General features: G+C 35.9%; 11 protein-coding genes. 2 read left to right on the plus strand and 9 right to left on the minus strand.

Translation table 11 applies throughout. The annotated features are described in order from the left end of the window. Window positions 1-29: 29 nt before the first annotated feature. Together ccpA and MKX78_RS18025 are read right to left on the minus strand one after the other, a co-directional pair. Window positions 30-1,028: a catabolite control protein A gene (gene ccpA / locus MKX78_RS18020; protein WP_224938773.1), complete on the minus strand. Its 999-nt coding sequence runs from the start codon at window positions 1,026-1,028 to the stop codon at window positions 30-32. Between the two features lie 350 nt (window positions 1,029-1,378). Continuing rightward, on the minus strand, window positions 1,379-2,452 hold the full coding sequence (locus MKX78_RS18025; protein ID WP_285840908.1) for a bifunctional 3-deoxy-7-phosphoheptulonate synthase/chorismate mutase: 1,074 nt from the start codon (window positions 2,450-2,452) through the stop codon (window positions 1,379-1,381). 239 nt (window positions 2,453-2,691) lie between these two features. Here MKX78_RS18025 and MKX78_RS18030 point away from each other — a divergent pair, with 239 nt between their 5' ends. Further along, entirely contained in the window at window positions 2,692-4,926 is a 2,235-nt protein-coding gene (locus MKX78_RS18030) for a cell division protein FtsA (RefSeq protein WP_328198801.1), read from the plus strand. Window positions 4,927-4,957: 31 nt separating this feature from the next. On the opposite strand, the gene ytxJ is transcribed toward MKX78_RS18030, so the two are convergent. The 3 genes from ytxJ to MKX78_RS18045 all read right to left on the minus strand — a co-directional run bounded on the left by ytxJ (window position 4,958) and on the right by MKX78_RS18045 (window position 6,402). Further along, window positions 4,958-5,281, minus strand: coding sequence for a bacillithiol system redox-active protein YtxJ (gene ytxJ, locus MKX78_RS18035; protein WP_095372227.1), 324 nt, complete (start codon window positions 5,279-5,281; stop codon window positions 4,958-4,960). Between the two features lie 129 nt (window positions 5,282-5,410). Then, window positions 5,411-5,893, minus strand: coding sequence for a YtxH domain-containing protein (locus MKX78_RS18040; protein WP_095373626.1), 483 nt, complete (start codon window positions 5,891-5,893; stop codon window positions 5,411-5,413). Window positions 5,894-5,916: 23 nt separating this feature from the next. Beyond that, on the minus strand, window positions 5,917-6,402 hold the full coding sequence (locus MKX78_RS18045) for a DUF948 domain-containing protein (protein WP_095372226.1): 486 nt from the start codon (window positions 6,400-6,402) through the stop codon (window positions 5,917-5,919). A gap of 317 nt (window positions 6,403-6,719) precedes the next feature. On the opposite strand from MKX78_RS18045, the gene MKX78_RS18050 reads away from it, so the two are divergent. Further along, window positions 6,720-7,835: an aminopeptidase gene (locus MKX78_RS18050; protein WP_095372225.1), complete on the plus strand. Its 1,116-nt coding sequence runs from the start codon at window positions 6,720-6,722 to the stop codon at window positions 7,833-7,835. Window positions 7,836-7,915: 80 nt separating this feature from the next. Here MKX78_RS18050 and MKX78_RS18055 read toward each other — a convergent pair whose 3' ends face one another. The 4 genes from MKX78_RS18055 to MKX78_RS18070 form a co-directional block, all read right to left on the minus strand. Continuing rightward, on the minus strand, window positions 7,916-8,329 hold the full coding sequence (locus MKX78_RS18055; protein ID WP_322910358.1) for an acyl-CoA thioesterase: 414 nt from the start codon (window positions 8,327-8,329) through the stop codon (window positions 7,916-7,918). Window positions 8,330-8,648: 319 nt separating this feature from the next. Next, a complete protein-coding gene (gene murC / locus MKX78_RS18060; protein WP_095372223.1) occupies window positions 8,649-9,944 on the minus strand; it encodes a UDP-N-acetylmuramate--L-alanine ligase in 1,296 nt (431 codons plus the stop codon). A 273-nt stretch (window positions 9,945-10,217) separates the two neighbouring features. Next, window positions 10,218-10,895: a hypothetical protein gene (locus MKX78_RS18065; RefSeq protein WP_095372222.1), complete on the minus strand. Its 678-nt coding sequence runs from the start codon at window positions 10,893-10,895 to the stop codon at window positions 10,218-10,220. A 29-nt stretch (window positions 10,896-10,924) separates the two neighbouring features. Further along, window positions 10,925-13,447 carry a DNA translocase FtsK gene (locus MKX78_RS18070; protein ID WP_341051790.1) on the minus strand — a complete coding sequence of 841 codons (2,523 nt, stop codon included), beginning with the start codon at window positions 13,445-13,447 and terminating at the stop codon, window positions 10,925-10,927. Between the last annotated feature and the right edge of the window lie 23 nt (window positions 13,448-13,470).

Consider the following 13,470-nt stretch of genomic DNA (forward strand, 5'->3'; position numbering starts at 1 on the left):
TCCCTCTTTTTCTCATATCGGTCGGATGATTATTTTGTTGAGTTACGCTGTTCAATTCGGTGCGGAAGTACTACTGTGTGATCTGTGACTTCTTCCTTATTCATATACTTCGTCAATAATCTCATTGCAACTGCACCTATGTCATATAACGGTTGTACAACAGATGTAAGTTGTGGTCTCACCATTAAAGCTAATCTTGTGCTATCAGAGCTAATCACTTCTACATCCTGAGGTACGTGATACCCTTTATCTTGCGCCCCATGAACGATGCCCAATGCCATTTCATCTGAACCAGCAAATATAGCAGTTGGCTTGCTATCTAACTCTAACAACCGTTCAAATGCTTCCAAACCTGAGTCATATGTGTAGTCCCCTTCAATTACCCATTCTTCATGATACGGAATACTCGCGTCTTGAAGAGCTCTCTTATAGCCTTCTAATTTTTTCTCTGCATTGATTGGTTCTCTTAAAGGGCCAATCAGCAAGGCAATTTTTTCGTGACCTTTTTGAATAAAGGCTTCCGTGGCATCATAAGCTGCTTGTTCATAATCGATGTTAACAGAAGGAATGGTTTGCGACTTTTCAATAGAACCAGCAAGTACAATAGGTACAGGAGATTTCTCAAATTCCGTCACATGTGCTTCCTCTATATTACCGCCCATAAAAACAATCCCGTCCACTTGTTTTCCTAACATCGTGTTTAATAGATGTAACTCCTTGTCCATATTTTGATCTGAGTTACTTAAAATAATATTATACTTATACATCGTTGCGATATCTTCGATTCCTCTAGCTAACTCCGCGACAAAAGTACTCGATACATCGGGTAATATCACCCCTACTGTCGTAGTTTTTTTACTAGCAAGTCCCCTTGCAACAGCATTAGGGCGATAGCCTAAACGTTCAATTACCTCTAATACTTTTTTTCTTGTTGTCGGTTTGACATTAGGATTCCCATTGACAACCCTTGAAACAGTAGCCATTGAAACATTTGCTTCGCGTGCTACATCATAAATCGTAATATTCATGTCACACACTCCTTCTACTTTTTCTATATTAATAAAATGTATTTATGTATGTCATTCTTCTACAAACCTTATTTGTTCAGCAAGAATTGTAATTATGTATAATCATACGATACTTTTCTCTTCCCTCGCAACTTCATGCTGAAATATTTATGAAAAAGTCAAAAAATAGTTAGAATCTAACCTACATAACTGATATCCCAAAGTTCTATCCTATTGTTCAATTCCTCACATAATCTTGTAAAAAAATTAGAAACCACAACCAGCTTACTACAAATTTTTTTAAAAAGATATAAAAAAGCCGACTCAAGAGGGACGGCTACCATTCCCCTTAAATCAGCTTTATTATACCATTACACTTGAATTTGTGAAGGAAGTTTAAGTGCGTTCATGAATTGATCAAATTGATTTAAATCCATTTGCTGAGCGGAATCAGATAACGCCACTGCAGGATCTGGATGTACTTCTGCCATAACCCCATCAGCACCAATTGCAAGTGCTGCTTTTGCAGCTGGAAGTAATAAATCTTTTCTTCCAGTTGAATGAGTGACATCAACCATAACTGGTAAATGTGTTTCTTGTTTTAAAATTGGAACAGCCGTAATATCTAACGTATTTCTTGTTGCTTTTTCATATGTTCTTATACCTCGTTCACAAAGAATAATTTGGCCATTTCCTTGTGCCATGATGTATTCAGCTGCATTAATGAATTCTTCAATCGTTGCAGACATACCACGCTTTAAGAGTACAGGCTTATTGATTTGTCCTGCTGCTTTTAGCAATTCAAAATTCTGCATATTTCTAGCTCCAATTTGAATAACGTCTAAGTACTGCACTGCAGTTTCCATATCATTTGGGCTTACGATTTCTGAAATAACAGCTAAACCATATTCATCTGCTACACGTTTTAAGATCTTCAAGCCTTCAACACCCAAACCTTGGAAATCATAAGGAGAAGTTCTAGGCTTAAATGCGCCGCCACGTAACAACTTCAAGCCTTTAGCTTTCACAGCTTCAGCAACTGATGCCACTTGCTCATATGATTCTACTGCACATGGCCCAAAGACAAGATGCGGCTGTCCGTTACCGATCTGCTCTCCATTTATATCAACAATTGTATTTTCAGATTTTTTCTTACGGGATACTAATAATGCTTTGCGATGGTCATCCTTTTGTAATTCTAAACCAGCTTTAAAGATCTCCTTGAACATATGCTCAATTGTTGAGTTCTCAAAAGGTCCATTATTATTCTCTTTGATTAGATCCAACATCGCTCTTTCACGGACAGGATCATAACGATAGACTCCTTGTGTTTCCTTTACCCTTCCGATTTCTTGTACAAGTTCTGCTCTCTCATTAATTAAAGAAAGCAACTGAAGGTTAATTTCATCCACTCGGTTACGCAATTGCTCTAGTTCTTTACCCATAATAGTCCCATCCTCTCAATTGTTATTACATTAAAGCTTAATTCCGAAAAAGCGAAGATGAGTACAATACTTTCTTGCTTCATTCAGATATCACTTATTTGTTTTGGTGATAATTATAATACATTTTTTATAATTGTTGTTATTATATATGAAATATACGCTTCTGTCACTAATTTTATCTTTATTAATTAGACGCTTTTAAGCAATAAAGCAAATTGATTCAAAAGGATGTGATTCTTTTGGGTGAGAAGAAACAATTTTTTGTCTTAGATATAGGAACAAGGTCAGTCATTGGTCTCTTTATTCTTTTTGAAGAAGGTGAGTATAATTGTGTTGATTACTTTGTAAAGGAACATGATGATAGGGCAATGATGGATGGACAAATTCACAATATCCAATCGGTTGCAGAAACAGTTATTGTTATTAAACAATACTTTGAAAAAAAACATGGTCCCCTTCAAAAAGTATTTATTGCTGCAGCTGGTAGATCATTACGAACCGAACGCATAATGGCTAGTATGGATATAAGAAATTACCCTCCTTTAACTGCTGACTATATTCAATATTTAGAATGGCAAGCTCTTCAAAAAGCACAATCTACTATTACAAATAAAACTCATCATACAGAAATCCAAACAGATTATACCTTTGTAGGCTATACACCACTGTATTATTTTATTGACCGACAGCCTATTGGGAGTTTATTACATCAACAAGGTGCTCAAGCGAGTATAGAAATTATTGCCACCTTCTTACCTAAGCTTGTTATCACCTCTCTAGAAGCAACTGTACAAAGAGCAGGGTTAACGATCGATGGACTAACACTCGAGCCTATTGCTTGTGTACAAACTTTAATTCCTCCATCCTTACGACATTTGAATATAGCTGTATTAGATATCGGAGCAGGTACATCTGATATTGCCATTACTAATGAAGGAACAATTACTGCTTATGGGATGGTGCCACAGGCAGGTGATGAAGTGACAGAGTTCATTCAGCAATTAACACTAACCGATTTCCATGAAGCAGAGCGGATCAAGCGGCATTTGGTCGACCATGAATCCTTCACATTTGAAACATTAAATAACACAAAACAACATATCTACTCAAAAGACTTAATGAGTAGGCTTTTTCCCTTTATCGAACAACTTGCTCATTCACTTTCAAAAAAAATACAACAGCTAAATAATAAAAAGTCACCTCTTGCCCTCCTAATAATTGGCGGTGGAAGCTTAACACCAGGCATTCAAGAATTACTTAGAGACCAATTAGATTTGCCTCCTCATCAAGTCATGCTTAAAACTTTAAATAGCTTAAAACATCTATCATTTCCAGAAGAGCTAGCTTCTCACCCGATGTATGTCACACCTTTTGCAATCGCAATTGCAGCCAACGAAACTCCGCTCAGATTTGTTCCTATTACAATCAATGGAGAGACAGAACGATTGCTAAAAATCAAGACTCTCACAGTAAAGGATGTCTTATTAACTGCAAAATATCTCACAAGGAATTGGTATGGAAAAATTGGCTCTCCAAAAGTAATTACCGTTAACAAACAACAAATGACCATTCCAGGAAGTCACGGAAAACCGCCATATATTTATTTGAACGGTAAAAAGGCAAAATTAAATGATGCCGTTCACGCTCATGATGAAATAAGTGTCGTAAGAGGAATGAGTGGGGAGCCAGCGACTATTAGAGTATCTGATTGTGTCGGAGAAACCGAGAATAAAAGTATTTATATTCACGATGCAAAATACACCATTATGCCCTTAATAAAGGTGAATCAAGTAACAGCATCCACTCAACAGCTACTCGAGGACGGTGATCATATTGAATATATGATCCCATCGACAATTACAGAAATCTTTCATTCATTAGATTTGACACATCTATTAGAGAGCGTAAAGCCATATCAACTGATCATCAATGGGAAGCAGACAATCATTCCACCGCATAACGGAAAAGTTATTTGCAATGGAAATTCGATATCTTTAACTAGTCATGTCAACCATTTAGATCGTTTAGAGATCATTGAGCCGCGCCCATTAACACTGGTAGAATTCATAAAATATAAATCTTTACAATACAAGGCCAGTATAACGATTAGTGTCAATAATAAAGAAGTTACGCTTTATAAACAACTTTTGCACATAATCAGAGAAAAAGAGAAATTAGTTGAGGAATCACTTATACATTCAGGAGATGTACTAGAAATAATAAAGGAAGATGACCAAGCAAGGTTTTATTTTCATGATGTGATTAAATTTGCAAAAGTTCAAATTCCTTATCATGGTAAACTTCAATGTACATTATTTAAAAACGGCAAGAAGTCCTCTTTATTAGAGGAAATACAAGAGGGGGACAATTTAAAAATTCACTGGTCAACTAAAAATTACACACTCGTGCGGAAAAAACACATAACTCCTTCAACCAATTTAAAAAATGTTCCGAACGACTCACGTCCATATTAGACAAATAAATCGTTCGGGATAGATAACTTCCTTAAGCTTGTACAGCCTCATTTAGGGTATCATATGTAATTTTACGGTGGGATGTATGCCAAGCCACTTCTTTATTAACAAAAAGAAAAGCTTGTGGAGATTCGTGTTTTACTTCAAATATTTCTGCAATCTCGTTTGACAATGGGCGATCTTCTTGAACAACTAAGTAATAAGCTTTCACATCACTATTTTCATTTGTGTATTTTTCATATTGCTCGTAAGCATCTGCGCTGATTGGGCAAGTGTTACTGTGCTTAAGTAATAACATCTTCTCATTCTCTTGCAGTGCTTGTTTAAATGCTTCTTTTGTATTTAATCTTTCCATTTGAATTACCTCTCTTATTATAATTATGGTATACCTCACATTATTTTACTAAAAAAGAAGCACCTATGACAAATCGAGATCATAATAAAGCGGTAAAGAATAGATGGCTCTTTACCGCTTTATTGAATACTATTGATTTACTTTTTCTTCTGTTTGGTCAAAAGCTACTTTCGTTTCTTCTAATCTCTTTTGTGCTTCTGCTTCCGATGTTGGAGCATTTTCTTCAGCTACTGCGTCATCTTTTGCAGTCATTTGTTTAATTTTATCTTTCATATCTGCAGACTGCTTTGAGACTGTTTGTTGTAAGTCACTAGATTTTTCTTTTGCTGATTGGACAATTTCATTGCTTTTTTCTTTAGCAACCTGAACCCATTCAGTACCTTTTACTTTAGCAGTATCAGCGATATGGCTAGATTTTTCCTTTAATTGAGAAGCTTGTGTATTAATATCACTTATTAGTTCCTTACCTGATTTAGGTGCAAGTAATAATGCTGTACCAGCACCTACAATACCACCAATTAGTGCTCCGATGACGAAATCCTTTGTATTGATGCTATCTTCATTTTTGGCCACTTGTTTTGATTCATTTTCTTGACGATCTTGGTTACTCATCATTATCATCCTCCAAATTGAATTTATGACCTTGCTCTTTCTCTTTTCTTGCTAGGAACTGGGATAGGATCCTCAGCTGTATAGGTTTGCGCTGGTGCTTGCTTACGTTGTTTATATTTCTCTCTTAATTCTAAGATGACATTACCCCAGCTAATAGCTTGTGCAACTTTTTCTTTATTCGACTCTAGCTGCTGACTGACTGAAGATGATATATTTTGAATAGAACCATTAAAGGTTCTTACTGAGTCCCCTACTTCTTTTACGGCACCAACAACATTATTCAAGCTTTCAGATTTCTTTTGAATATCTTCTGCTAATGCATTCGTTTTATGTAAGAGTACTGTTGTTTCCTTGGTCACTCCATCAAGCTGTTTTTCTAACCCGTCTAATGTCTTAGATACACTTGTTAACGTTACTTGTAGCGATGAGAGTGTTTTAGAAAGGTAGATGACTAAAACTAAAAAAGCAATGGCAATAACCGCTACACTCAAATACAAGATAATTTCCATTAGGCACACCTCCGTATTTTCAAAATAAGAATGATTCAAAGAAAAGAGCAAAGTATTTAATTTATTATTGCTTTTCCCCAATTATGAGAGAATAAACGCTCTTTCCAAATAATCCTTTTTATTTTATCTGTAAATATTATCATAATATAAACAATTACTTAAATGAAGCGATTAGACCTAACGGGAACCTTACTTATCTATTTTATCCTAAGAAAATCATTTATTCTGTCTTTTTCTCTAGTTATTTTCGAACAAACATCCCACTTTAGGTTACAATAAGAAGGTAGTAATCAATTTTTTATTCGGAGGGATATGTAATGAAAGATCCTCGTATTGAACAATTAGCTAAGAACTTAATTAATTATTCAATTGGTTTACAAAAAGGAGAAAAGGTTCTCATTGAGAACTTCGGTTTACAAAAAGAACTTGTAACTGCTCTTGTAAAAGAAGCCTACGCCGCTGGTGGTCACCCTTTTGTCACGATAAAAGATAATACAGTTGACCGCGCACTTTTATTCGGCGCAAATGAAGAACAATATAATATGATGGCTTCATTTGAAGCAAATGTCATGAGCCAAATGGATGCTTATATTGGTTTACGTTCTGGAAATAACATTAACGAACAAGCAGATGTACCAGATGAAAAAATGCGTATTCACGGATCAACAATCGGCCAAAAGGTACATAGAGAAATTCGCGTGCCAAAAACAAAATGGGTCGTACTCCGCTATCCAAACGCTTCAATGGCTCAATTAGCTAAAATGAGCGTGGAAGCATTCGAAGACTTTTACTTTGATGTATGTAACTTAGACTACAGTAAAATGGATGCAGCCATGGACAATCTCGTTTCATTGATGAATAAAACAGATAAAGTTCGCTTAACAGGACCTGGGACTGATTTAAGTTTTTCAATTAAAGATATCCCAGCTATTAAATGTTCTGGACAAATGAATATACCAGATGGTGAAGTTTATACCGCTCCAGTGCGTGATTCAGTGAATGGAGTTATTTCTTATAACACACCATCTCCATATAACGGTTTTACGTTCGAAAATGTAAAACTAACTTTCGAGAATGGTAAAATCATTGAGGCCACTGCTAATGATACTGAGCGTATTAACAAAATATTCGATACAGATGAGGGAGCTCGCTTTGTTGGAGAATTTGCTATTGGTGTTAACCCTTATATTCTACACCCAATGCAAGATATCCTTTTTGATGAAAAAATTGACGGTAGCTTTCACTTCACACCAGGACAATGCTATGACGAAGCATATAATGGGAACAAATCAAATATCCATTGGGACTTAGTCAATATCCAACGTCCTGATTATGGTGGTGGAGAAATCTACTTCGATGATCAATTAATCCGCAAAGACGGCAAATTTGTAATTGCAGAATTAGAAGCTCTCAATCCAGAAAACTTAAAATAAGCTAACAAATTCGACTTTTTCCATGTACCACGAACAAATTTTTGTTCGTGGTTATTTATGTATTGCCATATTCTTCGGATTTAATTGTTATAATTTTCCTTATTTACTAATTCTGTAATTTCCTTAACAACAGGTACACCCTGTCTTGTAATTGTATTAAACATGACAAATGTCTTCTTACATGTTGTTAATAGCTCTTGATTCTCATTATATATTTCTTGATAAATATAAAAGCTTTTATTACCTACGTTACGCAATTCTGTGAAAATTGTGAGTTCTTCATTCACCCGTGCCTCTTTTTTATAGGTAACATCAAAGTTAACCATTACTGTTCCTAAATGCTGTTGATCTAATTGCTCTCTTCCAATGCCAATTTCTCTATACCAGTTAGATACTCCCTTCTCTAAATAGACAAGATACTTCATATAATTCATATGTCCTAAATGATCAATATCATCTTGTTGAACACATACCTTTAATATATTTTTTCGCATATTCATTCCCCCGTAATTTATCCGTCATTTTTTTATATTATATTTTATCAAAATAGTAAGAAAATGAATACCATCAACTTTCATCATTCAAATTTACTTAGTTCAAAGTAATTGATTAAGGAGAGTATTTGAAGAAAAAATGCTTGTTGTGTCGTTTTCGACGGCCTGATGTGAGTGCAACTCAAAAATTACGCAGCTATCTTTGCCGATTTCACTTCAATTGCACGCACAAATTCCTTTTTTGCTCTAATGGAATTGAACCACAAATTGAATTTATAAAACAAAAAATAGTCCCCCACTCACATGAGGAACTACTCGCTTATAGTTGCATTTCGTATGCTTTCTGGAATTTTTGAATGTCGCCTGCACCCATAAAGATTAAGACACCATCGTGGTGATCTTTTAAGATATTCGTATCGTCTTCGTTTAAAATAACAGCACCATCGACTTTTGCTTGTAAATCTTCAATAGAAAGCTTTCCGTGGATTTCCCTAGCGGATCCAAAGATTTCACATAGATACACTTGGTCTGCCAAGTTTAAACTTGAAGCAAAATCATCTAAGAATGTTTGTGTCCTTGTGAAGGTATGCGGTTGGAAAACACCGATGATTTCTTTATCAGGGTATTTTTGACGCGCTGCTTCAATTGTTGCTTTTATTTCAGTCGGATGGTGAGCGTAATCATCGATAATGACTTGATCACCAATTTGTTTTTCTGTAAATCGTCTCTTTACTCCTCCAAAAGTGAGGAGCTGCTCTTGAACAATCGAAGCATCAATATCTTCGTAATGACACACGGCAATCACGCTTAAAGCATTTAAGATGTTATGATCTCCGTATGATTTGATCGTGAACGTATTATAGAAGGTATTCCTTACAAATACATCAAAGGTTGTACCGCTTGTTGACTTGATGACATTTCTTGCTTGAAAGTCATTTTCTTCACCAAAACCGTAAAAAACAACAGGTACTTTTGCTTGCACTTTTTGTAATTGTTCATCATCACCACAAGCGAAAATCCCTTTTTTCACTTGTAATGACATTTCTTGAAACGCAGAAAAAACATCATCAAGACTTGCAAAATAATCTGGATGATCAAAATCAATATTTGTCATGATGCAATAATCCGGATGGTATGACAAGAAGTGGCGGCGATATTCACATGCTTCAAAAGCAAAATATTCGGCCAGTTTATTTCCTCTCCCAGTACCATCACCAATCAGATAAGCAGTAGGATTCGCACCTGTAAGTACATGTGCAAGCAACCCAGTCGTAGAAGTTTTACCATGTGCTCCTGTAACAGCGATACTTGTAAAATTCTTCATGAAATCACCGAGGAACTTGTGATAGCGAATGATTGGTAAACCAAGTCTTGTCGCTTCTTCTATTTCCTCATGTGTATCAGGGAATGCATTACCGGCAATGATTGTTAAGCCAGGTTGTATATTATTTTTATTAAATGGCAAAATTTTTATTCCAGCTTCCTCAAGTGCCACTTGTGTGAAGAAGTGCTTTTCAACGTCTGATCCTTGAACATTATAATTCATATCATGTAGAATTTGTGCAAGTGCACTCATCCCTGACCCTTTAATACCGACGAAATGGTAAATAGTCATATAAAGAAACCTCCAACCATCGTATATCTGTAAAACAGTATATGACATATATCTATTTTTGCTCATAATCGTTTATTTCAAGTTTCCATAGTTCTTTTTAATTCACATTTAAACATTATATCATTATTCCCTTTGAAAAACTATGTATCACTTGTCCCGATCATTATAATTTTTTTCAACTTATACAGCATTAGCATTTTCTTACCTACAGTACAGTATAACAGCCTTTTCTACCTAAAAAGGTTGTTTGTTTTTAGGCAATAAGAACGAGGACTATTGACTCACTACTTCCCAATATTGGCTTTCTGGTAATATGTCCAATGCTCTGTGCTTTAAAAAAGATCTCAATGTATCTTTTTTGCCCATTCTTTGATAGTTTGTACGTAATTCACTAAAAGGATGAACATCTTGACATAGTAGGAGAGGGGTGAAAGCGAAATTATTCTTTATACCAGGAATTCTCCTTAAAAAAACAACCGTTCCTCTGACGATAGTTAAAGAAGAATGCTCCACTTTATTTAAAGATACAACTTGTTCTTCCTCATTTAAATCATATCCAACTATAGTCTTTCCATCATAGTTTGTAATTAACAATGGTTCCATAACAGCAGCCATACATAGGGCAGCTTGAATCATTTCATATTCATGCATCTGAGTTCTTTGTCTCTGTAAAAATAGCTGAAACACGCTAACCCCATGAATGGTTTGGTAGTCAAAAATTAACCAATCCGTAAATAGCTGGTACATACTTGATGGAATTTCATCCTCCTCCTTTAATTGGAGGTGTAGTTTAAAAATATGCTTTGCACGGACCATCTCACGAATATTTAAGTGGCGTTCACTGTACCTTTTAACCTTTTCAATTAACTGAAAACTAGCTTCCTCACCTTGCAGTTGCTTTTTATCACGAAACTTGTGCAAATGAACGATGGGTGTATCATTTTCAACCATCATGACCCTTCCTTACCTTTCTTCTAACATCATTCACTATTTTGTTCAATTTCATTTAGTTCCATTTCAGTAATGAGGACATCTCTTGGCTTACTGCCCCGATTTTCAGATACGAAGCCTTGTTCCTCCATCATATCTATTAAGCGTGCTGCTCTGTTATAACCAATTTTAAACCTTCTTTGTAACATAGAAGCCGATGCCGCCTGATGATCAATCACAAAATAACATGCTTCAAAGAATAATTCATCTGTTTCTTCGGTTACTTTCGCTTTCTTTAATAACTCTTCTTGTTCAAATAAATATTGTGGTTTCTGCTCTTTCCTAACATGTGCTACGACATCATCAATTTCTTGATCAGAAACAAAAGTTCCTTGCAAGCGAACTGGCTTTGATGAACCGTTTTCTAAAAAGAGCATATCTCCTCTACCCAATAGCTTTTCAGCACCACTAATATCTATTATTGTCCGCGAATCCACTTGTGAAGAGACAGAAAAAGCAATTCTTGTTGGTACATTTGCCTTAATGAGACCCGTGATAACATCAACTGATGGTCTTTGAGTCGCAATAATTAAGTGAATCCCACAGGCCCTTGCCTTTTGAGCGATACGACAGATGGCTTCCTCAACATCCGCTGGAGACATCATCATTAAATCGGCTAATTCATCTATGACAATGACAATATACGGCAGTTTTTGATGGTATTGCTTATTTGCCTCTGCATAATCATTGTAACGATTAATATCTCGTACGCCCGAATGAGCAAATAATTCATACCTTCTTTCCATTTCTTCTACCGCCCACTTCAGTGAGGCTGTTGCTGCTTTTACATCGGTTATGACCGGACTAACAAGATGTGGTATTTGATTGTATGGTGCTAATTCTACCATTTTAGGATCAATGAGCAAGAGCTTTAACTCCTCAGGATCAGCTTTGTATAAAAGACTAATAAGAATAGAATTAATACAAACACTTTTACCAGATCCTGTTGCACCTGCAATTAAACCATGGGGCATTTTGCGTAAATCTGTGACAATTGGATCACCAGCAATATCTAGACCTAATACAGCAGTTAGTGGTGACTCTGATTGCATAAACTCTTCACTATGAATGATTTCGCTAATTTGTACAGGTCTACTCTTTTGGTTAGGCACTTCTATGCCTATCGCGTGTTTTCCAGGGATAGGTGCTTCTATTCTAATATCCCTTGCAGCAAGACTGAGTTTGATATCATCAGCTAGGTTTGTAATTTTATTTACTTTCACTCCAGGCTCTGGTTGCACTTCAAAACGAGTAACCGCAGGACCTTTCGTTACTTGTATCACATGCGCTCGGACATTGAAGTGATGTAGGGTGGCATTTAATAATTCCTCTTGTTCTAATAACCATTCTTCATCTGTGTCCATATTAACTGGAGGATCTAACAACCTCATAGACGGGAAGACATAATTAGGCAAATTTTCTTCTATTTCCTCATCTCTATAAAAGTCATTTTTTTTTACCTGTGACGATGGATGGAATTCTGGTGTCTCATTGACATTTAACTTTTTCCTATCCGATTGCAACATCATTACATTAAAGGGCAGATGACTCCGCTTCTGTGGTTGATGAGACGACGTTTCAGTTTCTAACTCTTCTTCCACATTAGCGTGAGCATCTTCCATGCTATGTATGTTTGTTTGACCTTCATCCTGTGCCACATCTTCATACATCCGTTTTTCTTCAACTTCTTCATACTGGTTCGAATAAGGAATGGATTTTTCAAGTGCGACAGCAGTTTGATTTTGTGAAACTGTTAGCTCATCTTCGACCTGAAAGGATGCTATCACTTGTTCCGGCTCATTGTTAGTCGCGACAATCGGGGCTTCTTCCACCCTCTCATCCACTTGTTCCGGCTCATTGTTAGTCGTCACTATCGGGTCTTCTTCCACCCTCACATTCACTTGTTCCGGCTCATCGTAAAGAGACAATTGATTGGATTGTTCTTCAAGTGAAGCAGATTCTTTTCTGCCACGAGCAATACCAAGGTCATATTCAGTAGGTTCTATTCTTTCATACTGTTCAAGTTTCGTTTCCTCTTTTATTTGACTTTTTCTTTGACCAAAACCATATATAGGAGAAGGAATTTCTGATGGTTTAAATGGCCCTGCATTCAGCTTAATTTCCGTTTTTTTTATTTGTTTCTTTTCTAATGGACGATGATTTTCTTGCTGATTTTCAATATTTTCTTTTGTTGAATGACTTCTTCTTTGTCTTGTTTGAAGATTTTTACTATCTTTTGGCTTTTCGTCTGCTAATTTATTTTCACGTTCTCTTGGCTTTCTTCTTTCCCGTGTCTCATCTGGGATGAGAGGAAAACGGAATTCACCTTTTGGATATTGATAAATTACTTTTGCTTCTATCTCTCTATGTGTTTCATATGGTTCTTTAGTTTGAATTTTATTAGTGTTATTTGTAGGTTTATCTTCTTGAGTTGTATTCGTTGGATCATATTCCTTGAACTCATCGGCATCATAGCCATTAAAGTAGGCTTTTATTCTTTTAAACCAATTCATTCTATCAACTTCCTTTTCTGTTC

It is taken from the genome of Cytobacillus sp. FSL R5-0569, assembly GCF_038007265.1.
Taxonomy (GTDB): domain Bacteria; phylum Bacillota; class Bacilli; order Bacillales; family Cytobacillaceae; genus Cytobacillus; species Cytobacillus kochii.

What these genes read in the sequence shown, in the direction of transcription:
- ccpA (WP_224938773.1), bottom strand. Translation starts at nt 1,028, where the DNA reads ATGAATATTACGATTTATGATGTAGCACGCGAAGCAAATGTTTCAATG.
- MKX78_RS18025 (WP_285840908.1), bottom strand. Translation starts at nt 2,452, where the DNA reads ATGGGTAAAGAACTAGAGCAATTGCGTAACCGAGTGGATGAAATTAAC.
- ytxJ (WP_095372227.1), bottom strand. Translation starts at nt 5,281, where the DNA reads ATGGAAAGATTAAATACAAAAGAAGCATTTAAACAAGCACTGCAAGAG.
- MKX78_RS18040 (WP_095373626.1), bottom strand. Translation starts at nt 5,893, where the DNA reads ATGAGTAACCAAGATCGTCAAGAAAATGAATCAAAACAAGTGGCCAAA.
- MKX78_RS18045 (WP_095372226.1), bottom strand. Translation starts at nt 6,402, where the DNA reads ATGGAAATTATCTTGTATTTGAGTGTAGCGGTTATTGCCATTGCTTTT.
- MKX78_RS18050 (WP_095372225.1), top strand. Translation starts at nt 6,720, where the DNA reads ATGAAAGATCCTCGTATTGAACAATTAGCTAAGAACTTAATTAATTAT.
- MKX78_RS18055 (WP_322910358.1), bottom strand. Translation starts at nt 8,329, where the DNA reads ATGCGAAAAAATATATTAAAGGTATGTGTTCAACAAGATGATATTGAT.
- murC (WP_095372223.1), bottom strand. Translation starts at nt 9,944, where the DNA reads ATGACTATTTACCATTTCGTCGGTATTAAAGGGTCAGGGATGAGTGCA.
- MKX78_RS18065 (WP_095372222.1), bottom strand. Translation starts at nt 10,895, where the DNA reads ATGGTTGAAAATGATACACCCATCGTTCATTTGCACAAGTTTCGTGAT.
- MKX78_RS18070 (WP_341051790.1), bottom strand. Translation starts at nt 13,447, where the DNA reads ATGAATTGGTTTAAAAGAATAAAAGCCTACTTTAATGGCTATGATGCC.